Origin of the sequence: Thioalkalivibrio sp. ALMg13-2, from assembly GCF_000381185.1 — a bacterium.
Lineage (GTDB): Bacteria > Pseudomonadota > Gammaproteobacteria > Ectothiorhodospirales > Ectothiorhodospiraceae > Thioalkalivibrio > Thioalkalivibrio versutus.
In genome coordinates this window covers 25,603-46,400 of sequence record NZ_KB906115.1, presented here as the reverse complement: position 1 = coordinate 46,400, position 20,798 = coordinate 25,603, and the positions used below count along the sequence as shown (strand labels likewise).

Here is a 20,798-nt window from a genome sequence, read left to right as displayed (position 1 = left end):
GATGACGCGGTTGCCTCGAGGCGGGGCAGGGCCTTGCACTGTTGGGTTGCGCTTGCCCGCTTTGCGGGCGCACAAAAAGGCCCGGCCATGAATGGCCGGGCCCGGGTATTGCCCGAGGGGATCAGCCCTCCGCGTGATAGCTGCTGCGCTTGATCAGGCGTACGCAGATGGCGTCGAGCATGTAGCCGATAATGCCGATGACCAGGACAAATGCGGCCAATTTGTCGTACTCCAGGGTGTCGCGGGCATCGTTGATGGCGTAGCCCAGCCCCGAGGTGACGCCCAGGTACTCGGCCGGCACCAGTACGATCCAGGCCACACCCACCGCCAGGCGGATCCCGGCGAACACATCCTGGGCGATCGCGGGCATCACGATGTAGCGCAGGGTGTGGTACGGATTGGCGCCCAGGTTGTTGCCCACCTTGAGCCACATCGGATCGATGCGTTGCACCCCGTGCGCGGTGGCGTAGGTAATGGGCCAGACGGCCGCGATGGCGATCAGGAAGATGATGGCCGCATCCCAGGTGGCGAAGGCCAGGACCGCGACCGGCATCCAGGCCAGCGGCGAGATCATCCGCAGGAACTGGAACGGGACGTGGGTGACCTGCTTCAGCGTCAGGAAGTAGCCGATCATGACGCCCAGTGGCACGCCGATGGCAATGGCGTAGGCCAGGCCCCAGCCCACGCGGTACAGGCTGGACTCGATCGGTGACCACACGGCCCCGGAGCTGACGATGTCCCAGAAGGCCGCCAGCGTGGGCCCGGGGGCGAAGCTGGCGAAGGCCATCGTGTCCTCGTTGTTACCGATGGCCCAGCCGCCCCAGTACCACAGGGCGAACAGGCCGGCGATACCCAGCGCCGGGTACTGCAGCGCCCGGCGTGCGCGGTCCGCGAGCCGCAGCAGCGGCATCAGCCGCTCCACGGTCGCGGTGTCGACGGAGAGAGTGGCTTCGCGGTTCATAGCACCACCACCTCCTCGCGGGCATAGGGCGAATCCATGTCCACGCCCGGGGCGCCCTGCCAGGCGGTGTGTTTTTCCATCGCCTTGCGCACGAAGTCGTAGTTCACCAGGTCGTCGGTGACGAAGTCCGGGTCCAGGCCTTCGAGGAAGGTGGTGTCGCCGCCGACCAGGGTCTCGTTCATAGCGCCGACCAGCATCTTGGTCGCGGACGGGTAGGGCCAGGGCGAGAAGTCGATGCGGCCGTTCTCCCATTCGGGGTGACGGATCGCGCCGCTGTCGGCGTAGGTGCTGTCGTCGTGATAGTTCGTCATCGCGCGTTCCACCACGTTGGCGGGCATCGGGAGATACCCCTTGCCGTCGCGCGAGAGCATGGTGGCGACACTCTTCTTGTCTTCCTGGATCGTGCCCTGGGCGCGGACCACGGCGTTCATCACCTTCTGGGTCCACTCCGGCTCGCGGTCGGTCAGGCGCTCGTTCATGCAGACCACGCAGCAGGGGTGGTTCTTCCAGATATCGCCGGTGAAGCGCAGCACGTTGCCGCGCGCCAGCAGTTCGCCGGCGGCGTTGAACGGCTCGGCGACGATGTAGGCATCAATGGAGCGCGCGGCCAGGGCCGGCGGCATGTCCGGCGGCGGCATGAGCATCAGGTTGACCTCGTGCGCCTCCAGGGCGTCTCCCTGATCGCGGATCACCGGCGTCAGGCCGGCATCGCGCAGGGCCATCTGCATGACCACGTTGTGCATGGAGTACCAATAGGGCACGGCCACGCTCTTGCCGCCGAGATCGGCGAAGCTCTGTACATCCACATGGCGGCCGGTCACCACGGCCGAGCCGTTGGTGTGGGCCCAGGACATGATCTTCACCGGGAAGTCATTCTGGTAGCGCATCCACAGCGGGATCGGCTTCAGCAGGTGCACCAGGTTGAATCGGTTGGCGGCAAAGGACTCGATCAGCGGCGACCAGCCGCGGATCAGCTGGGGATCGGCGACCTCCAGTCCTTCGTCCTCGAAATAGCCCTCGGAGTGGGCGACCAGCAGGGCGGCCGCGTCGGTGATCGGGATGTAGCCGATGCGCACGACGCCGTCGAAGTCGCTGACGACGCCTTCGGGTTCTTCGAGGCTCCCGGGTTCGGCCCCGAACAGGGAACCGGGCAGGGCAAGCCCGCTCCCGGCCAGGCCGCCGACGGCGGCGGTACGCAGGAAGTTGCGACGGGAGAAGCTGCGATCCAGCAGCCGGTCCAGTTCGCTGTCGATGTCGTGGTGGTTGTCGCAGTTGCACATGGTGGCGGTTCCTCGCTCGGGTTCGGGGCAGTGGGGTGGTGGATCAGGCGGCGCGTACGCGCGCTCGGGATTCGGATGAAGAAGACTCGTCTTGTTCGCTTTCGGTATCCGGCGTCGGGGCTTCGGCCTCCGCTGAACCCTTGTCAGCGGCCGGGGTGCGGGTGGCGCCGAAGTAGCCCATCAGTTCGGCCTTGCGGTCGACGAAGGCCTGGCTGTTGCGATCGCGCGGGTGGGCAATGTCGATCGGCAGTTCGGCGGTGATGGTCCCCGGGTTTGAGCCCATGACCAGCACGCGGTCGGCCATGGCGACGGCCTCTTCGATGTCGTGGGTGACGAACACCACCGAGATCCCGCGTTCCCGGGCCAGGCGGGTGACTTCGTCCTGCAGGGCGACGCGGGTAAAGGCGTCCAGGGCCGAGAACGGTTCGTCGAGCAGGAGCAGCTCGGGGTCGGTGGCCAGGCTGCGGGCCAGGGCGACGCGCTGTTGCTGGCCGCCGGAGAGCGACTGCACGTTGACCTCGGCCTTCTCGCTCAGACCCACGGTCTCCAGCAGCTGGTCGATGCGTTCGCGCATGTCGGTCTTGCGGCCCTGGAAGATCAGGCCCAGCGAGGCGTTCTTGCGCACCGTCATCCAGGGGTAGAGCGAGGGCTTCTGGAACATCATGTTCCAGCGCGGGCTCGGCTTGATGACCTGGTGGCCGTTGATGCGTACACAGCCTTCGCTCGGCAGCAGGAGCCCCGCGAGCATGTGCAGCAGGGTGGACTTGCCGCAGCCACTCTGGCCGATCAGGGCGACGGTCTCGCCCGGTGCGACGGTGACCTGGATGTCCTTGAGCGTGGGGGCTTCCTGCCCGGGATAGTGGTGGGTGATGTAGTCGATGGAGATGGCGGCGCCCATGGCGTTTCCCTCTTGACCTTCGTTCATGAGCCGCCGGATGGATCGGATCGGCGGCGCGTTCAAGGGGGTTCCTTACAAGGGGCGTGCCAAACCCGTCGTGTTGCCCGGGAATTTCGTCCGGACCGGGGGCGAAACGGCGCGCTGGTGCGCAATACAGTGAGCGGCGAACGAGGCATCGCAGAAGCGGGGGGATCCGGCGTGGGGGGGCGAGAAGTGGACAATCCGGACAATGCGGACCAGTTCGATTGGACAAAGCGGACGGATTGTCCGACGGGGGGATGGGTTGGATTCGGGTGGCCCGGCTGGAAATGGCTTTGTGGTGCGGTCCGCACGGTTTTGGCACGGCTTCTGCACCGGGATGGACGACCCGGTCGAATGCCGGGGATCCACGAATCCCAACTATCAGGAGCACCACCATGTCTGCAGCCGAAGCCACTACCTCCCTGTCCATCAACGCCCTGGAGCCGATCGACCAGGATGGCCTCAATAACCTCGCCGCCAAGGGCAAGGCCAACCCCGAGAACATCGTGACGCTGAAGGCCACCACGGTCTGCGAAGGCAAGTTCCGCAACCTGACCTTCGTGCGCGACCTCGAGGCCCACGTGATCGACGAGCCGCCGCACCTGCTGGGCGACGACACCGCGCCGAACCCCTCCGAGGCCGCGCTGGCCAGCTTGGGTGCCTGCCTGTCCGTGGGGATGCACGCCAACGCCATCGATCGCGGTATCACCCTGACCAAGCTCGAGTTGACCCTGGAGGGCGACATCAACGTGACCGCCGTATGGGGCGTCGGGGATACCGATGTGAACAAGCACCTCGGCTTCTCCGATATCCGCGTCAAGGCGAACCTGGAAGGGGATGCCAGCGAGGAACAGCTGAAGGAGCTGGTCGCCCATGCCGACTTCTGGTCGCCGGTGGCCAACACCATGCGCAACCCGGTCAAGCTCAGCGTCGAACTGGCCTGATTCCGGTCCTGCTGCCCAACGGGAGTAAACCCCAATGCTTGAAACCCGCACTCACGACGTGACGGGGGTGTCGCCGGCCGCAGGGCCGGCGGATGCCGATGCCGCGCTGCAGGCGCTGGTGGAGCGCGATCTGGCTCCGCTGACCGCCCGTATCGACCGCGAAGGCCTGTACCCCGAAGACTTCCTGCGCGAGGCCGGTCGCCTCGGCGCCTTCAACCGCCACCTGGCCAGCCAGAACGCCAGCGGCACCACGGATATTGCCAGTGCCATCCGCGCGACCGAGGTGATCTCGGCCGAGTGCATGACCACCGGCTTTGTTGCCTGGTGCCAGAACGCCTGTGCCTGGTACGTGGAGAACAGTGCCTCGGACACCCTGAAGCGCGAGGCCCTGCCGAGGCTGGCGAATGCCGAGGCACTGGGTGCCACCGCGCTGTCCAACCCGATGAAGTGGTTTGCCAATATCGAGGACCTCAAGCTCTCCGCCGAACGTGTGGACGGGGGCTATGTGGTCTCCGGTGCGCTCCCCTGGGTATCCAACCTGGGCGAGGACCACTACTTCGGCGCGATCTTCCGCACCTCCGGCGCGAACCCGCGGCCGGTGATGGCGCTGATCAACTGCTCCGACCCCGGGTTCAGCCTGACGGCCTGCCCCGAGTTCACCGCGCTGGAGGGTTCGCGCACTTTCGGCTGCCATTTCGATCGCGTGTTCGTGCCCGATGAGCACGTGCTTGCCGACGCCCTGCCCGAGTACATCCGCCGGATCCGACCGGGGTTCGTGCTGCTGCAGATGGGGATGGGGCTGGGGCTGATCGATGGCTGCATCCAGACCATGCGCGAGGCCAACGAGACGCTGTCCCACGTGAATGGCTATCTGGATGACCAGGTGGGCGAACTGGAAGAGGCGCTGGAGGATGGCCGTGCAGCCTGCTATGCGCTTTCGGAAACGCCCTTCGACGAGTCCGAAGGCTTCTTTGCCGATGTGTTGCAGATGCGCCTGACCGGTTCCGAGTTGTCGCTGCGTGCGTCGCAGTCGGCATTGCTGCATGCCGGGGCCCGGGGGTATCTGGCGAATGCTGCCGCCCAGCGCAAGCTGCGCGAGTCGTACTTCGTGGCCATCGTCACCCCGGCGATCAAGCACCTGCGCAAGGAGCTGGCGCGGATCCACGCGCACTAGTCCACCACCCACGGTCGGGGCCTACCGGGGCCCCGCACCGAACGAAGGAATCGTCATGCTGGAAACCACTACCCGACTGGACCCCGAGACCGCGGTCGCGACCCTGAAGGAGGCGATTGACGCCCAGGGGCTGAAGCTGGTCTCGCACATCAATGGCCAGGCCAATGCCGCGAAGATCGGGGTCGAGGTCCCGACCGACCAGATCCTGGAGATCTTTCACCCGAGCTACGCCGTGCGTGTCTGGGAGGCCTGCAAGCCGGCCGGCATCGACATCCCGTTGCGCATCCATGTCTCCGGAGATGGCGAGATGCTGCGCGTCAGCGCGCGCTCCGCACGGGACGTGTTCGCGCCGTGGGCCAACCCCGATCTGGACGCCATCGGGTCCGAACTGGACCCCAAGCTGAAGGCCATTCTCGATGCCGTGGAGGCCGCGTGATGAGCACCGAAACCGACGAGTTCAAGCGCTATATCTGCAAAGTCTGCGGATATATCTACGACGAGGCCAAGGGCGACCCGGATTCCGGTCTGGCCCCTGGGACCCGCTTCGAGGATATCCCCGACGACTGGTACTGCCCCGACTGTAATGTGACCAAGGCGGATTTCACCGCCCTGGAGCCGCGCGCCGAGACCGCGGACGCCGGTGCCGCCGCGATGGCCTGGAGTGCCGGGGCCGGCGCGGCCGATCCGGATGCGGTGGTGATCGTCGGCGGCGGCATGGCGGGCTGGGCCCTGGCCGAGGCCCTGCGCGAGCGGGATCCGCGGCGCACGATCCGCCTGCTGACCGCCGATTCCGGTGATTACTACACCAAGCCGCGGATCTCCAATGCCTTTGCCCGGGGCGTCGCGGTCGCGGATCTGGTGGAGGAGACTGGCGTGGCGCGGGCTGCCCGGCTCGGCATTGACCTGATGCCGTTTGTCCGTGTGCTGGATGTCCAGCGGGCGCAGCAAAAAATCATCACCGCCCGTGGCGGCGTGCCGTACGGCCAGCTGGTGCTGGCCACCGGGGCGCGTCCGCGGCAAATGGCGTTGCCGGGTGGGGCCGGGGCGCCGCTGTCGGTGAACACGCTGGAGGACTACCGCGCGCTGCGTGCGGCCCTCGAGGCGCAAGCCGGGTCACCGGCCCATACCCGTGTGGCCATCATCGGCGCCGGCCTGGTGGGCTGCGAGCTGGCGGACGACCTGGCGGCCGGTGGTTATCCGGTGTCTTTGATCGAGTGTGCGTCACGGCCGCTGCCGAATCTGCTGCCCGAGCCGCTGAGCGTCGATCTGGAGAAGGCGCTGGCCGACCGCGGCGTGCAGTGGCACACCGAGGCGACCGTCGAGCGCATCGAACCGGTGGCGGAGGGAACGACCCGTCTCGTCCTTGCCAGCGGCGAATCCGTAGAGGCCGAGGTGGTCATCAGCGCGCTCGGGCTGGTGCCCAACCGCGAGCTGGCCGAGCGGATCGGTCTGGCCTGCCACGCGGGGATCGAGGTGGACGCACTCTTGCGCACCACCGACCCGGCGGTCTTCGCCCTGGGCGATGGTTGCGAGTTCGACGGCCAGTTACGCCCCTACGTGGAGACCCTGCGCGGGCAAGCAGCTGCACTGGCGCGAACGCTGTCCGGCGAGCCGACGGTGTACCGGCCGGATGCCGGGATCGTGCAGGTCAAGACCGGGAGCCTGCCGTTGAACGTCTGCCCGCCGCAGACGGACGGGGGCGAGTGGGTGGAGATCTCGGGCGATGGCGAAGGGCGTCACCTGGAGTATCACGCCGATGCACGGCTCGAGGGGTTTGCCTTGTCGGGTTGCCATGCACGCCAGGCGCGGGACCTGGAGACGCGCCTGGGCGAGCCAGTGGCGGATACCCGGACCCGGCTGGCGTCCTGAGCCGCGTGGCCCGGCCGGTGCCGGGCCCGCGGGGGGCGGCGATGCGGATCAGAGGATTCGGGTCATATGACCCCGTCGAGGCGCAAATAGCCGATCAGGAACAGCACTGCCAATACACCGGCCAGGGCGTAGAGCCAGTTGGATAGCGTGGGGTTGTCGGGGCGGCTGAAGAAGGCCGCCCACAGTGCCAGCAGGATCAGGACGAAAAAGAAGAACAAAAAGCGCATGCGTCAGGCTCCTTCGGGGACTGCGTAGGGCAGTTCGACGACCTCGGCCTTGGCGCCGTCGGGTGCGTCCCAGCGCAGTTCGCCCTTCGCGGCCGCGACCTGCAGTACGGCCAGAGCGGAGTACAGCCCGTCCGGGTGCAATTCGGCTGCGACGATCTCGCCGTCCGACTGGTCCGGGTTGCCGCCGGCCTTGAACACAGGCGAGCCGGGTTGGGGTGGAGTCTGAGTATGGATCGCCAGGCGGAACATGCGCCGCTTGAGCTTGCCCAGGTAGTGCATGCGTGCCACGACCTCCTGGCCCGGATAGCAGCCCTTTTCGAAGCTGACCGCGCCCAGGGCATGCAGGTTGAGCATCTGCGGCACGAACTTCTCGCTGGTTTCCTCCACCACGGTGGGGACCCCGGCCAGGATGTCCAGCAGTGCCCAGTCGCGCGGGCCCACCGGGGCCGCGTGGACGTTCAGGCCGTCCCACGCCTTGCGCATGGCTTCGATCTCGCCGAACAGCTCGAAGCGCGGGTGCACCCCGGGTACCCGGACCACGGTGACGCCGTTTTTCTCGACGACCTCCTCGACCTCGGCGGGACAGACACCCAGCGCGCTTTGCAGCTCCTTCTCGGCATCCGGCCCGGAGCAGCCGAAGTGGATGCGGGAGTCGCCGGCCTGTTCGATGATGACGTTCGCGCGCAGCACGAACATCTGCAGGCGCTTTGCCACCGGCTCGATCCGGTCTGCGGGCATCTCCAGCAGGTAGCCGTCGCGGGTACGCAGCACGCGGAACACCGCGTAGGCGCGGCCCTTGGGACTGGAGTAGCTGGACAGCTGACTGTGTTGCGCATCCACCGCGCGGATGTCGTTGCCGAACTGTCCCTGCAGGAAGTCGGTGGCGTCGTCGCCGCGAACCTCCAGCAGGCCGCGATGGGAGAGGTCGCAGATCACCTCGCCGTTGATGGCCATGCGGCGTTCGCGTTCCGGGTTGCCGTAGTGCAGGAGGTCGTCCTCCTCGAACTCGGCGCCGGCATCGATCAAGTGGTTTTTCCAGTCTTCGCGCATCGGAAATCTCCCGTGGAAGCGCTCGCTGTCGTCCGCCGTCGGGCTCGATTGGCTATCGGTATCCGGGGCGCACGGCCAGGGTTTGAGGTGGTAAGCTGAACCAAGCGGCTCGATAGTAGACGAACCATTTGCAGGGTGTCAGCCCTGGTTTCTTTTCTTCCCGTTCAAGGGGGTGGCATGACTCGGCAGGGACGTCCCGTCTTTCTGGATTTGCGCAAGATCCGACTGCCGCTGAATGCCGTGGTCTCCATTCTGCACCGGATCACCGGTGTCTTCCTGATTCTGTCGATTCCCGTGCTGCTTTGGCTGCTGGACCGCTCGCTGGCCAGCCCCGAGGGCTTCGCCCAGGTCGTGGCGATCATTCATCATCCGATCGGCCTGGTGGCGCTGGCACTGGGGCTTTGGTGGCTGCTGCATCACCTGTTTGCCGGGATTCGCTACCTGCTGATGGAATTCGGCATTGGCGAGGATCGCGCGGGCTCGCTGCGCACGGCGCGCGATGCCCTGTACGCAGGCATCCTCGGCACCGTTCTGGTGTGGCTGGGGCTGGTGCTGTGAGGCTCCTGAGCGGACAGCGCGCCTGGCTGCTGCAACGCATCACGGCGGTGTACGTGGGCGTGTACGTGATCCTGGCCCTCGGATTCTTCGTGCTGGCCGCGCCGGCGGATCATGCCGCATGGCTGGGCGTGGTCGGGCACCCGGTGGTGGGGTTGCTGACGGCGGTGTTCGTGCTGCTGATGCTCCTGCATGCGTGGATCGGGCTGCGCGACGTGGTGATGGACTACGTGCATGCGCCCGGCACGCGGCTCCTGGTGTTCGTGCTGGCCGCCGGCGGGTTGCTCCTGACGGGGCTGTGGGCATTTTTCATTCTGATTCGGGCGGGACTGGCATGAAGGGACTGGCATGAACGTGGCGCGACGCAAGTTCGACGCCCTGATCATCGGGGCCGGCGGGGCCGGCCTGCGCGCGGCGCTGCAGCTGTCGAATGGCGATGCCAAGGTCGCGGTGGTCTCCAAGGTGTTTCCCACGCGCTCGCACACGGTGGCGGCGCAGGGCGGGGTGAACGCCGCCCTGGCCAATGTGCTGCCGGACTCCTGGCACTGGCACATGTTCGACACGGTGAAGGGCTCGGACTATCTGGGCGACCAGGACGCGATCGAATACATGTGTCGCGCCGCGCCCAAGGTGGTCTACGAGCTGGACCACTTCGGCGTGCCGTTCTCGCGCCTGGACAACGGCACCATCTACCAGCGCGCCTTTGGCGGGCAGAGCCAGAACTTCGGTCAGGACCAGGCGGCGCGCACCTGCGCCGCGGCGGACCGCACCGGGCACGCGATCCTGCACTCCCTGTACCAGCAGAACCTGCGCGCGCGCACGCACTTCTTCGACGAGTACTTCGCGGTGGACCTGCTGCGCGACGCGCAGGGCTACGTGCTGGGCGTGCTGGCGTTCGAGATCCTGACCGGCGAGCCGATCGTGATCGAGGCCAAGACCACGTTGATCGCGACCGGCGGGGCGGGACAGCTGTTCCGCACCACGACCAACGCGCTGATCAACACCGGTGACGGCATGGCGATGGCCCTGCGCGCCGGGGTGCCGCTGGAGGACATGGAGTTCGTGCAGTTCCACCCGACCGGCATCGCCGGGCGCGGGATGCTGATTACCGAGGGTGCCCGCGGCGAGGGCGGGTTCCTGATCAACTCCGAGGGCGAGCGCTTCATGGAGCGCTACGCCCCGCGGGCGAAGGACCTGGCCTCGCGCGACGTGGTGAGCCGCTCCATTGCCACCGAGGTGCGCGAGGGACGCGGCTGCGGGCGCAATGCGGATCACGTATTGCTGGACCTGCGCCATCTGGGCGCCGATACGATCATGCAGCGCCTGCCGGGGATTCGCGAGACGAGCATGACCTTTCTCGGGGTGGATCCGATCGAGGCGCCGATCCCGATCTTCCCGACCTGTCACTACAGCATGGGCGGCATCCCGACCAATCGCTTCGGGCAGGTAGTGGCGCCGGAGAAGGACACGCCGGAGGACCCGGTCCCCGGGCTGTACGCGGCCGGCGAGACGGCCTGTGTCTCGGTGCACGGGGCCAACCGCCTGGGCGGCAATTCACTGCTCGACATCCTGGTGTTCGGCCGCGCGGCGGCCAATCACATCCTCGAGTACCTGGCCGAGAACCGTTACCACCGGGCGCTGGACGAGTCGGCCGTGGAACAGGCGATGGCGCGGCTCTCGCGCTGGGATCGCAAGGACCCGGGCGATGGCACCGCCGAGCAGGTCGAGCCGCTCAAGCGCGAACTGCGCAAGGTGATGGAAGACCACTGCTCGGTATTCCGTACCGACGAGGTGATGCGCGAGGGGGTGGAGAAGGTCCGTGCGTTGCGCGAGCGCTTGAACCATGCGGTGATCGCGGATCACTCCAGCACGTTCAATACCGCGCGGGTGGAGGCGATGGAGTTGGAGAACCTGATGGACTGCGCGATCGCGACCATCCGCTCCGCGCTGGGGCGCGAGGAGAGCCGCGGCGCCCACTCGCGGATCGATTTCCCCGAGCGCGACGATCAGCACTGGCTCAAGCACAGCCTGTACTCGCTGGCGGATGACAGCCTGGACTACAAGCCGGTGCGCACCCAGCCGAATACCGTGGCCTCGTTCCCGCCGAAGGAACGCGTCTATTGATGGGTCGACTCGACCGTAGGATGCGGATGAGCGCAGCGAATCGCATCATGTGGCGGATATTCCCACCGGCATCGGTGCGTTTCGCGATGCTCAACGCACCCTACGACACCGGTGCATCAATACAGGCCGTAGGATGCGGATGAGCGCAGCGAATCGCATCAGGGGGCATGGCAGCCCGCGCGTTCAACCACGTGCAACGCGGTCGATGGGAGACGAACCATGAGTAACCGCACCGAACCGGTACCCGAGGCGTGGCTGCACGAGCAGCTCGAGGTGCTGCTGACGGAGCTGGATGCCGCGCTCGCGGGCGCCGCCGACAGCGGCGCGACCGTGGAGCTGGACCAGCAGCGCACCGGACGGCTCTCGCGGATGGACGCGCTGCAGGGCCAGGCCATGGCCAAGGCGAGCCAGCAGCGGCGCGAGGCCCAGCGTGTTCGCGCCCGCCGGGCGCTGAAGCGGCTGGAGGAGGGCGAGGGCGGACTGTGCATCGACTGCCTGGAGCCGATTGCCCGCTCGCGGATGGAGATCGACCCGTCGGCCGAGCGATGCATTGCCTGTGCCGAGGCGCAGGAACAGGATTGATTGGGGCTTACCGCAGCGTGTGACAACGGTGGCCGCGGTCACCGACAGGAGATACCGATGGAGTTCTCGATCTACCGCTTCAACCCGGAGACGGACACGCTGCCGAAGATGCAGCGCTTCAGCCTGCCCGATGACCAGGTCGAGCCCGGGATGATGCTGCTGGATGCGCTACTGCTGTTGAAGGAACAGGACGACTCCCTGGGCTTTCGCCGCTCCTGTCAGCACGGGGTGTGTGGCTCCGACGGCATGAACATCAACGGCACCAATGGCCTGGCGTGCATCACGCCGCTGGCGGATCTGGACTCACCCGTGACCCTGCGCCCGTTCCCGGGCATGCCGGTGATCCGCGACCTGATCGTGGACATGGACAACTTCTGGGAGCAATACCGCAAGGCCGAGCCCTGGCTGGTCAACGACAGCCCGGAGCCCGAGGTGGAGCGCAAGCAAAGCCCCGAAGACCGCGAACAACTGGACGGGCTCTACGAGTGCATCCTGTGCGGCTGCTGCTCCGCTGCCTGCCCTTCCTACTGGTGGAACCCGGACAAGTTCCTGGGGCCGGCGGCGCTTTTGCAGGCCGCGCGGTTCATCCACGACAGCCGCGACGAGGCCACCGAGCACCGGCTGGAACAGCTGGATGATGCCTGGAAGCTTTACCGCTGCCACACCATCATGAACTGCACCCAGGTGTGTCCAAAGGGCCTGAACCCGAGCCGCGCGATCAGCGACATCCGCCGCACCATGCTGAAGAAATCGCTGTGATCGGCGCGACCCCCAACGGTTGTTCCACCCCGGTAGGAGCCTGCTTGCAGGCGAAACCCCTGCCCGCGTCCTGCTTTGGCAGGGGCATTCGCCTGCAAGCAGGCTCCCACAGGGGGCCTGGACGGGTGTTTGGGTGATGGAACCCGATAACCGGACACGCTGGCGCTGTCGCCGCGGCATGCTGGAGAACGACTGGCTGCTCGGCCACTTTCTCGCGCAGGGATATGCGCAACTGGACCAGGAGGGTCGCGATGCCTTCGAGCGCCTGCTCGATTACCCCGACAACGTGCTGCTGGACGTGGTCATGGGTCGCCAGACCACGGTGGACGAGGGGATAGCCCGTCTTGTCCCGGCGATCCGCGCCGCCACTCAGGCTTCGGCTCCGGCCTGATCCGGTTCTTCCCCGGCTCGCGCTCGCGGGCCAGATCCTCCTGCTCCTGGCTGTGGCCGCCTATGTGCTGGTGTACAGCCCGTTGTGGACGCTGGCCCCGGTCTTCGGGCTGGCCATCGCCGGGTGGTGGTGGCAAGGGCGCTCGCAACCGCCGGCCTGGGACTGGCTGGGGCAGACGCCCGAGGGTGCAACCTGGCTGGCCACCGCCGAGGGCCTGCGCCAGGAGCAGGTGGACTGGGTCGAGGTGCTGCCCGATACACGGGTGTTGCGCCGGATCGTCATCCTCGTCGTTCGGGTGCCCGCGACCGGCCGGGTATGGCGCCTGTGGCTGCACGCCGGGCGCATGCATCCGGAGGACCTGCGCCGTCTGCGCGTGCGGTTGCGCTGGTCGCCCGCGCGCGAGGTGGTGGATCCCGGCTGGCGGGTGCGGCTTCGCGCGGGGGTGGAGCGGGGCGTTGCTATACTGGCGAAAAGCCGAGTACCCGGAGGCCCGAACATGGCTGGACCCGACAATGCGCAGGTGATGGTGGACGTGTCGCATCTGCTGAGCGACGAGCCCGATCACGTGTACAGCGAGGATGAACTGGACGCGATCGAGGAACTCGATCCGGAGCTCGCGCTGCGCCTGGACCGCGCCCAGACCTTCGCCGAGCGCGAGGCGGCCGACGTGCCGGCCGATGGCCCGATCGACGTCGACGCGGTGCGCGCCGCGATCGAGGAGGCGCGGCGGATCATGATGCAGGACGGTGGCGATATCGAATTCGTGGAGCTCGATGGCCGCACCGTACGGGTCCGGCTCAAGGGGGCCTGTGTGGGCTGTCCGCGCTCCACGCTGGATCTCAAGAATGTGGTCGAGCGCCTGGTCCGGTCGCGTGCGCCGGGCGTGGCCAGCGTCGCCAACACCTTCTGAATAGGCTTTTTGGTAGTCAAGCCTGGCCGGCACCGAGCCGGCGCAGTAGCTGCCGGATGCGCCCCGGCCCGAATCCGTGCACCCGCTTGAAGGCCTTGCGAAAGGCCGCCTCCGAGGTATAGCCCACCGCGTCCATCACGCCCGCGACCGACTCCCGCCCGTCACGTAGCAGGCGTTCCGCCAGGACCATCCGCCACTGGGTCAGGTAGTCGATGGGCGTTTGGCCGACCAGCGCGTGGAAACGTTCGGCAAAGCTGCTGCGCGACATGGCCGCCTCGCTGGCCAGCCCCTCCAGGGTCCAGGCCGCCTCCGGGTGGGCGTGCAGGGCATCCAGTGCCCGGCGGATGCGGTCGTCGGCCAGGGCGGCGAGCAGCGATCCCTCCGAGTGTTCGCGTTGCGAGCAGATGTGATGGCGCACGGCCATCACGAACAGGGTGTCCGCCAGGCGGTCCAGCACCGGCCGGTAGCCCGAGGAACGCTCCGCGAGTTCGATGTTCATCAGGTCCGCCAGGTGTGACAGCCGGTCGCCGGATTCGCGGCGGCGGATGATGATGTGGTCGGGGAGTGCGGCCAGGATCGGGTTGCGGCGGCCTGAATCGAACTCGAAGTGGCCGCACAGGAGCTGGGTGACCGGTATATCCGGCGGATCCTCGCCTTCCACCAGCGTCAGATGGTTGTCGCGGTCGGGTACGGTGTCGCGGCTGGACATCAGGTGCCAGTCATCGTGCGGCAGCAGGAGAAGATCGCCGGCCTCCATCCAGACGGGGGCCATCGCCTCCATGTGCAGATAGCATCCGCCTTCCCCCACCAGGTGAAAGCTGGCATTCCCCGAGCCCGACGTGCTGAGCTGCCACTCCCCGCACAGGCGCGGGTTGGTGTCGATGCGGGCACGCAGGTTGTAGGCGGCCAGAACCGTCGACAGCACGTCTTCGTGGGGGCTGATGTCCATCAAACCTTCCCTTTGCCTGTTCCTGTTGGTTCTTCACCTTAGACCTTTGGGCGCCCGGTTGCCGGGCGCCACGGGCCTCTCCCCGTGGTCCCGGACGATCGGACATAAAAGCCGGCGGATCACCCCGCGTACAGCGTGAGCCCGAGGTCTAGGCTTTATACCCAGTAGGAGGGGAAAAGGAGATCAGGACGATGGCTGCGACTGGAACCTTGGCAGTGCGCTTGCAGGGTTGGCTGGACTGGACGCGAGGCGCGGACTTCCTGGCGCCCCTGCTGTTGCGGCTCTACCTCGCGCCGGTGTTCTGGATGGCGGGAACCAACAAGCTGGACGGGATCCTGCCGAAAGAGAACGTGGTGATGTGGTACGGCAACGCGGACTGGGGGCTGGGCATGCCCTTCCCCTATCTGATGGTGATGTTGTCGGCGTATGCCGAGGTGCTGGGTGCGATCGCGTTGCTGCTCGGTCTGGCGACGCGCTGGTTCTCGATCCCGCTGATGATCACGATGGTGGTGGCGGCCGTGACCGTGCATCTGGAACACGGGTGGCAGCGGATCTCCGACCCGATGATGTGCCTGTTCAACTGTTCCGGGATCGAGGAGGCACAGATGCGCCTGGATCGCGCCAAGTCCATTTTGCAGGAGCACGGCAACTACAATTGGCTGACCGAGACCGGACACTTCGCGATCGTGAACAACGGGATCGAGATGGCCGCGACCTTCTTCGTGATGCTGCTGGTCCTGTTCTTCTGGGGTGCGGGGCGCTACGTCAGCATCGACTATTACATCCGTTGGAGGATGATGGGCAGGGGATGACACCAAGAGCTGCGCGAGCAGCCACTACTGAACGGGCCCAAGGGTCCATAATCGCAAGACGAGGAGTAACACCATGAAGAACGATCTGTTTTCCACCAAGACCCTGGCCGGCGCTGTCGGCAGCGCGGCAATCGGCATGGCCATGGCGACCAGCCCGGTGTTCGCATCGGCCGACCTGAATCACGGGTACCAGCAATCCGGGCAGTCGGCGCTCATGCTGGCCGAGGGTGCCTGTGGGGAAGGCACTTGTGGCGGGGCGGCCGAAACCAAGGACAACGAAGGCAGCTGCGGCGAAGGGACCTGCGGCGGCGCGAGTGACACCAAGGACAGCGAAGGTAGCTGTGGCGAGGGTACTTGCGGCGGCTCCGGCAACGACGACAAGGATTCCGAGGGCGCCTGCGGCGAGGGGACCTGTGGCGGCTAGGAGCGTCAGGCCCGTCAACCCGGCCCGCGTCAGCGGTGCCGGGCTCGGTTTGCGGCGGGCCCTGCTGGGTCCGCTGGCCGAGGCCCCGGAGGCGACGGAGCGCCTGGGGTTCTTCGAGGCCGCGCCGGAAAACTGGATGCACCTGGGCGGACGCCTGGGGCGTATCTTTCGCGAATACACCGAGGCCCAGCCCTTTGTCTGCCATGGGCTGTCTCTCGACATCGGCGGGCCGCGGCCGCTGGACAAGACCTTCCTGCAGGACCTGCGTGCCTTCCTGGATACCCACGGGATCGAGGACTACAGCGAGCATCTCTCCGCCTGTGGCGACGCCCAGGGGCATCTCTACGATCTGATGCCGATCCCGTTTACCGAGGAGGCGGTGCACTACGTGGCCGATCGCGTGCGCCAGGTGCAGGACATCCTCGGACGCCGGATGGCGCTGGAGAATGTCTCCTATTACACCCCGGTGGGGGCGGAGCTGGACGAGATCAGCTTCGTGCGCGCGGTGCTGGAAGAGGCCGACTGTGACCTCCTGCTCGACGTGAACAACATCGTCGTCAACAGCATCAATCACGGCTACGAGCCGACCGAATTCCTGGATGCAATGCCGCTGGAGCGAGTGCGCTACCTGCACATCGCCGGGCACGAGCAGGAGGCCCCTGATCTGCGGGTCGACACCCATGGCCAGCCGATCTGTTCCGATGTCTGGGCGCTGCTGGAGGCCACCTATGCCCGCATCGGGCCGGTTCCGACCCTGCTCGAGCGCGACTTCAACTTTCCGCCGCTGGAGGAACTGCTGGCGGAGACCGACCGGATTCGGGATCTGCAGTTGCGGGCGCGCGCCGGCCAGGAAGAGCGGCTCCTGCATGCCTGAGGCGGATTTCCAGCAGGTACAGGAGGCATTCGCGCGGCACTTGCGTGACCCGGAGCGCTATCCGGCCCCGGAAGGGATCGAGAGCCGGCGCCTGGCGATCTACCGGCGTCTTTTCTTCAACAACGTGGCGAACCTGCTGGCCAAGGGGTTCCCGGTCCTGCGGGGACTGCTGGAAGCGGCCGCCTGGGGACAGCTGGTGCGCGACTTCTATCGCGATCATGGCAGCGAGACGCCGTATTTTCCGCAGCTGGCGGCGGAGTTCGTGCGCTACCTGGCGGAGGAACGCTCGGCGCAGCCCGGCGATCTGCCTTTCCTGGCCGAGCTGGCCCACTACGAGCGCGTGGAGACCGAACTGGTCTATGCGGATGCCACGCCGCCTCCGGATGTCGAGCCGGATGGTGACCTTATGGTTCAGGTTCCGGTGTTTTCGGCTGCCGCGCGGCTGCTGGCGTACGAGTACCCGGTGCACCGGATCGGGGCCGACTTCCAGCCCGATCAACCGGGAGAGGTGCCCACCTACCTGCTGGCGTACCGCACCGGGGAGGAGCGGGTGCGGTTTGCCGAGCTGAACCCGCTCGGCGCCCGGCTGTTGTGGCGGGTGATCGAGACACCGGCGACCGGCGACGAACAGATCCGCGGGGTGGCCGGCGATTTCGGGTTGGAACTCTCGGACGAGCTAGTAACCAGTGGGCGCCAGTTGCTGCAGCACTACCGCGGGCTGGGCGCCATCGTGGGGACCCGGACTGACCGCGCATCCGCCTGAGGCGGAGGGGCCGGACGCGCACGTCGCAGACCCGGACGCCCGGACATGGGCAACGAACGTCCAGGGCAGCCGCAAGGGAAGCAGGAAGTCGCTGTCCCCCAGGGGCCATCGGATGCGCCCGCAGTTGCGTTGGCGCAGCGTCGCCATTGTCTCTTCGCAGATGGCACTCTCCTCCCTCGATTACACACGCGACTCGGTGCTGGAGCGGATTCGGAACCTGCGGTGAGACGGGGCCTCAGTAACCCAGGTCGAGGGCGGGTTCGTCGAGGGCGGCGGCCTGCTCGCGCAGGGTGAGGATGTGATCCTCCCAGAAGCGCGGCGTGTAGAAGATCGGAAAGCCGTCGACAAAGGCCGGGTCGTCGGCGCGCCGGGCCAGCCAGGCGGCGTGGCGCAGGATGCGCAGGGTGCGTAGCGGGGCGATCAGCCCGAGCTGGCGGCGATCCAGCGGTACGAAGGTCTCGTAGCCTTCCAGGAGAGCCTGCATCTGCCAGGCCATCTCGGGCGGTTCGCCGGACAGGAACATCCACAGGTCCTGCATGGCGGGGCCGGTACAGGCGTCGTCCAGGTCGACAAAGTGCGGGCCGTCGTCGGTCCACAGGATGTTGCCGGGGTGGGTGTCGCCGTGCAGGCGCAGCTGTGGGACCGGGCCGATCGTGTCGAGGTCCCGCTGGATCCGCCCCAGGAGGTCGGCGCTGAGATCGCGGTATACGGATTCCAGCTCCAGGGGCAGATAGCCGGAGTCGAGCACGGCCTGGCGTGCCTCCTCGCCACGCGGGACGGGATCGAGCACGGGCCGCTCGTGAAAGCGGGCGGCGCGTCCGACCTCGTGGATGCGGGCGATGAAGCGGCCGATGCGGACCAGGGTTTCGCGCTGCTCCAGATCCGGTGCGCGACCACCGCAGCGCGGGTAGACGGCGAACATGAACCCGGCGTGATCGTGCAGGGTTTCGCCTTCAGGATCGGCCAGAGGGGCGACTACCGGGATCTCGCGGCTTGCAAGTTCCTGGCTGAAGCCGTGTTCCTCGCGGATGGCGGCGGGTGTCCAGCGTTGCGGACGATAGAACTTGGCGATGACCGGTGTGGTGTCCTCGATGCCGACCTGGTAGACGCGGTTCTCGTAGCTGTTGAGGGCCAGCAGGCGCCCGTCGCAGCGCAGACCGGTCGTTTCCACCGCGTCGAGGATGACACCGGGTTTCAGTTCGTCGTACGGATGTGCATGCATGCTTGCAGTGTACGGGTTTGCCGCGCATCGTTCCGGCAAAGTGACCGCGAGGAGTCGCGCTTGAATCGCTATTACTGGGGGTTGGTTGTCGCCCTGGTGGGTCTCGTCGCCGTTTGGCTGGTGGTTGCGATGGGGCCGGGCCTGGATCTGGAGACCCTGCAGGTCGCGCGCCTGCAGGTGGAGGACTGGCGGGTCGCGCACCCGTTCGTCACGGCCTGGGTGTTCTTCCTGTTGTACATGGTGGTGGCCGCCTTTTCGGTGCCGGGGATCGTGGTGATGACCCTGGCCGGCGGTGCCCTGTTTGGCGTGGTCTGGGGCACCGTGCTGTCGTCGCTGGCTTCGACGTTGGGGGCGACCCTGACCTTTGTGGTGGCGCGGGCGCTGGCGCGCGATGCCGTTCAGCGTCGTTATGGACATCAACTCGGGCGCATCAATACAGGCTTTGAGCGCGAGGGCGCGTTCTACCTGTTCGCGCTGCGGATGATTCCGGTGTTCCCGTTCCTGTTGATCAACGCCGGGATGGGCCTGTTGCCGATCCGGCTCTGGACGTATTTCTGGGTATCACTCGTGGGGATGCTGCCGGCCACGGCGGTGTTCGCGAATGCCGGGACGCAGTTGGGGCGGCTTGATGGCATCGAGGGCATTCTCTCGCCGGTGCTGGTCCTGTCCCTGGTTGCCACGGGGCTTTTTCCGCTCCTGGCGCGGTGGCTGGTGAATGCCGTGCGCCGCAGGCGGGCTCGATTGGAGAACCCGGGCGCGGACTAACCCGCACGCAGTATCTGCCATCGCGTATATAATAGGGTTTACCGTTGGGAGGTGGCCGTGGAGCGCGCGCCGCCGGACACAATCTCGAAGTTCAACGAACGATCCCGTCACATATTGCGTGCGCTGTCCGACTCGGGGCGCGAACGACACAAGGAGTTTTCCATGACATTGAATGTTTTGTTGCGCCAGGGTCAGGTGGCCTTCCTCGCGCTGGGCCTGATCGGCTTCGGCATGGCCGCCGTGCAGGCGGAGGAAGAGTCGCTGGATCGTCCGATCGAGAAGGTGCTGGAGCCGATTCAGCTGACCGACCGGGTTCATTACTTTTACGGCTCGCTCGAGAACCGCACGCCGACCAATCTCGGTTTCACCAATAACACCGGCTTCGTGGTGACCGACGAAGGCGTGGTGTTGATCGATTCGGGGCCGAGCTACCAGGTCGCCCAGCGCATGGAGAAGGCGATTGCCGGGATCACCGACAAGCCGATCACGCACGTGATCTCGGTGGGCAGCCAGGACCACCGCTGGCTGGGCAACGGCTACTTCCGCGAGCAGGGGGCGGAGCTGGTTGCGCTGCAGCGGACCGCGAGCACCCAGGCCGATCGCGGGGAGGGGCAGATCGCCTCGCTGGCCAATTCCGTGGGCGAAGAGGCGATGGAGGGCACCCAGCCGGTTCCGGCACCGAACCCCATCGATGCCGATGAATACACGCTGACCGTCGGCGGTGTGGACTTCGAGCTGATCTTCGCCGGGGATGCCCACTTCCCGGGCGACATCATGGTCCACCTTCCGGGCGAGGACGTCGTCTTTACTGGTGACATCGTCTACACCGAGCGCATGCTGGGCATCCATCCCTTCAGCAATCCAGTGGAGAAGCTCGAGGCCTTCCGGCACCTGGAATCCATCGATCCGGAGATCGTCGTGCCGGGGCACGGCCGCGCGACCGACATGGCCGAGGCACGCCAGGATACGGGTGATTACCTGGAACTCCTGGTGCGCGAGGTGACGGCAGGCATCGAGGACTGGGAATCGCTTAACGAGGTGGTCGACCGCCTGGCGGATCTGGAACAGTTCAAGCACCTGCGCCACTACGATGACTGGCACCGCCCGAACGTGAACCGGACCTACCTGTTCATCGAAGGCAACATGTAACAACCGCACGGTAATCCCGGCCACAGCCCGGGAGATCTGCCGACGGCGCGGGGCACATGGTATGCTTCGCGCCGTTGTCGTTTCCGGCAACTCCA

Annotated in this window: 24 protein-coding genes; 17 read left to right on the top strand and 7 right to left on the bottom strand. The window is 66.6% G+C overall.

What is annotated here, in order from left to right:
• Positions 1-121 precede the first annotated feature (121 nt).
• From F618_RS0110720 to F618_RS0110710, 3 genes are read right to left on the bottom strand one after another with little or no spacing between them, the layout of a single operon-like run.
• Complete coding sequence (locus F618_RS0110720; protein WP_019568537.1) at positions 122-961, bottom strand: ABC transporter permease; 840 nt, start codon at positions 959-961, stop codon at positions 122-124.
• Positions 958-2,241 (bottom strand): ABC transporter substrate-binding protein, encoded by a 1,284-nt coding sequence (locus tag F618_RS0110715; protein ID WP_018952023.1) that lies wholly within the window; start codon positions 2,239-2,241, stop codon positions 958-960. The genes F618_RS0110720 and F618_RS0110715 overlap by 4 nt, the downstream gene beginning before the upstream one ends.
• Positions 2,242-2,284: 43 nt before the next feature.
• Complete coding sequence (locus F618_RS0110710; RefSeq protein WP_026289509.1) at positions 2,285-3,139, bottom strand: ABC transporter ATP-binding protein; 855 nt, start codon at positions 3,137-3,139, stop codon at positions 2,285-2,287.
• Between the two features lie 416 nt (positions 3,140-3,555).
• On the opposite strand from F618_RS0110710, the gene F618_RS0110705 reads away from it, so the two are divergent.
• Genes F618_RS0110705 through F618_RS0110690 form a run of 4 tightly spaced genes read left to right on the top strand, consistent with a single transcriptional unit; the run spans position 3,556 to position 7,147 of the window.
• The gene (locus tag F618_RS0110705; protein ID WP_018145431.1) at positions 3,556-4,104 is read left to right on the top strand and encodes an OsmC family protein; all 549 of its coding nucleotides are present in this window, start codon (positions 3,556-3,558) and stop codon (positions 4,102-4,104) included.
• Positions 4,105-4,138: 34 nt separating this feature from the next.
• The gene (locus F618_RS0110700) at positions 4,139-5,278 is read left to right on the top strand and encodes an acyl-CoA dehydrogenase family protein (protein ID WP_019568536.1); all 1,140 of its coding nucleotides are present in this window, start codon (positions 4,139-4,141) and stop codon (positions 5,276-5,278) included.
• Between the two features lie 55 nt (positions 5,279-5,333).
• Positions 5,334-5,714 carry a DUF302 domain-containing protein gene (locus F618_RS0110695; protein ID WP_018176625.1) on the top strand — a complete coding sequence of 127 codons (381 nt, stop codon included), beginning with the start codon at positions 5,334-5,336 and terminating at the stop codon, positions 5,712-5,714.
• On the top strand, positions 5,714-7,147 hold the full coding sequence (locus F618_RS0110690) for an FAD-dependent oxidoreductase (RefSeq protein WP_019568535.1): 1,434 nt from the start codon (positions 5,714-5,716) through the stop codon (positions 7,145-7,147). Before F618_RS0110695 ends, F618_RS0110690 begins: the two co-directional genes overlap by 1 nt.
• A gap of 62 nt (positions 7,148-7,209) precedes the next feature.
• On the opposite strand, the gene F618_RS16200 is transcribed toward F618_RS0110690, so the two are convergent.
• Positions 7,210-7,374 (bottom strand): hypothetical protein, encoded by a 165-nt coding sequence (locus tag F618_RS16200; protein ID WP_018140916.1) that lies wholly within the window; start codon positions 7,372-7,374, stop codon positions 7,210-7,212.
• Between the two features lie 3 nt (positions 7,375-7,377).
• On the bottom strand, positions 7,378-8,424 hold the full coding sequence (locus F618_RS0110680; RefSeq protein WP_019568534.1) for a folate-binding protein YgfZ: 1,047 nt from the start codon (positions 8,422-8,424) through the stop codon (positions 7,378-7,380).
• A 177-nt stretch (positions 8,425-8,601) separates the two neighbouring features.
• Here F618_RS0110680 and sdhC point away from each other — a divergent pair, with 177 nt between their 5' ends.
• The 7 genes from sdhC (at position 8,602) to F618_RS0110645 (ending at position 13,745) form a co-directional block, all read left to right on the top strand.
• Positions 8,602-8,982: a succinate dehydrogenase, cytochrome b556 subunit gene (sdhC, locus tag F618_RS0110675; protein ID WP_019563546.1), complete on the top strand. Its 381-nt coding sequence runs from the start codon at positions 8,602-8,604 to the stop codon at positions 8,980-8,982.
• Entirely contained in the window at positions 8,979-9,317 is a 339-nt protein-coding gene (gene sdhD / locus F618_RS0110670; protein WP_018938541.1) for a succinate dehydrogenase, hydrophobic membrane anchor protein, read from the top strand. The genes sdhC and sdhD overlap by 4 nt, the downstream gene beginning before the upstream one ends.
• A gap of 10 nt (positions 9,318-9,327) precedes the next feature.
• Entirely contained in the window at positions 9,328-11,103 is a 1,776-nt protein-coding gene (gene sdhA / locus F618_RS0110665) for a succinate dehydrogenase flavoprotein subunit (protein WP_019568533.1), read from the top strand.
• Positions 11,104-11,322: 219 nt separating this feature from the next.
• Positions 11,323-11,685 carry a TraR/DksA C4-type zinc finger protein gene (locus F618_RS0110660; protein ID WP_019568532.1) on the top strand — a complete coding sequence of 121 codons (363 nt, stop codon included), beginning with the start codon at positions 11,323-11,325 and terminating at the stop codon, positions 11,683-11,685.
• A 57-nt stretch (positions 11,686-11,742) separates the two neighbouring features.
• A complete protein-coding gene (locus tag F618_RS0110655; protein WP_018145440.1) occupies positions 11,743-12,444 on the top strand; it encodes a succinate dehydrogenase iron-sulfur subunit in 702 nt (233 codons plus the stop codon).
• A gap of 136 nt (positions 12,445-12,580) precedes the next feature.
• Positions 12,581-12,835, top strand: coding sequence for a succinate dehydrogenase assembly factor 2 (locus F618_RS0110650; protein ID WP_018938539.1), 255 nt, complete (start codon positions 12,581-12,583; stop codon positions 12,833-12,835).
• Positions 12,836-12,887: 52 nt separating this feature from the next.
• Positions 12,888-13,745, top strand: coding sequence for a NifU family protein (locus F618_RS0110645; protein WP_019568531.1), 858 nt, complete (start codon positions 12,888-12,890; stop codon positions 13,743-13,745).
• A gap of 16 nt (positions 13,746-13,761) precedes the next feature.
• Here the strand turns inward: F618_RS0110645 and F618_RS0110640 are convergent, their stop codons facing one another.
• A complete protein-coding gene (locus tag F618_RS0110640) occupies positions 13,762-14,694 on the bottom strand; it encodes an AraC family transcriptional regulator (RefSeq protein WP_019568530.1) in 933 nt (310 codons plus the stop codon).
• Between the two features lie 191 nt (positions 14,695-14,885).
• Here F618_RS0110640 and F618_RS0110635 point away from each other — a divergent pair, with 191 nt between their 5' ends.
• From F618_RS0110635 to F618_RS0110620, 4 genes are all read left to right on the top strand, one after another.
• Positions 14,886-15,506 carry a DoxX family protein gene (locus F618_RS0110635; RefSeq protein ID WP_038071541.1) on the top strand — a complete coding sequence of 207 codons (621 nt, stop codon included), beginning with the start codon at positions 14,886-14,888 and terminating at the stop codon, positions 15,504-15,506.
• Between the two features lie 73 nt (positions 15,507-15,579).
• The gene (locus F618_RS0110630; RefSeq protein ID WP_017942022.1) at positions 15,580-15,930 is read left to right on the top strand and encodes a hypothetical protein; all 351 of its coding nucleotides are present in this window, start codon (positions 15,580-15,582) and stop codon (positions 15,928-15,930) included.
• Positions 15,920-16,804, top strand: coding sequence for a DUF692 domain-containing protein (locus tag F618_RS0110625; RefSeq protein WP_026331214.1), 885 nt, complete (start codon positions 15,920-15,922; stop codon positions 16,802-16,804). The genes F618_RS0110630 and F618_RS0110625 overlap by 11 nt, the downstream gene beginning before the upstream one ends.
• Positions 16,797-17,567 (top strand): DUF2063 domain-containing protein, encoded by a 771-nt coding sequence (locus F618_RS0110620; protein WP_019568527.1) that lies wholly within the window; start codon positions 16,797-16,799, stop codon positions 17,565-17,567. Before F618_RS0110625 ends, F618_RS0110620 begins: the two co-directional genes overlap by 8 nt.
• A gap of 235 nt (positions 17,568-17,802) precedes the next feature.
• On the opposite strand, the gene F618_RS0110610 is transcribed toward F618_RS0110620, so the two are convergent.
• Positions 17,803-18,789, bottom strand: coding sequence for a serine/threonine protein kinase (locus F618_RS0110610; protein ID WP_018176638.1), 987 nt, complete (start codon positions 18,787-18,789; stop codon positions 17,803-17,805).
• A gap of 60 nt (positions 18,790-18,849) precedes the next feature.
• Between F618_RS0110610 and F618_RS0110605 the strand changes: the two genes are divergently transcribed.
• Positions 18,850-19,554, top strand: coding sequence for a TVP38/TMEM64 family protein (locus tag F618_RS0110605; RefSeq protein WP_019568526.1), 705 nt, complete (start codon positions 18,850-18,852; stop codon positions 19,552-19,554).
• Positions 19,555-19,716: 162 nt separating this feature from the next.
• Positions 19,717-20,703 carry an MBL fold metallo-hydrolase gene (locus F618_RS0110600; protein WP_019568525.1) on the top strand — a complete coding sequence of 329 codons (987 nt, stop codon included), beginning with the start codon at positions 19,717-19,719 and terminating at the stop codon, positions 20,701-20,703.
• Positions 20,704-20,798 lie beyond the last annotated feature (95 nt).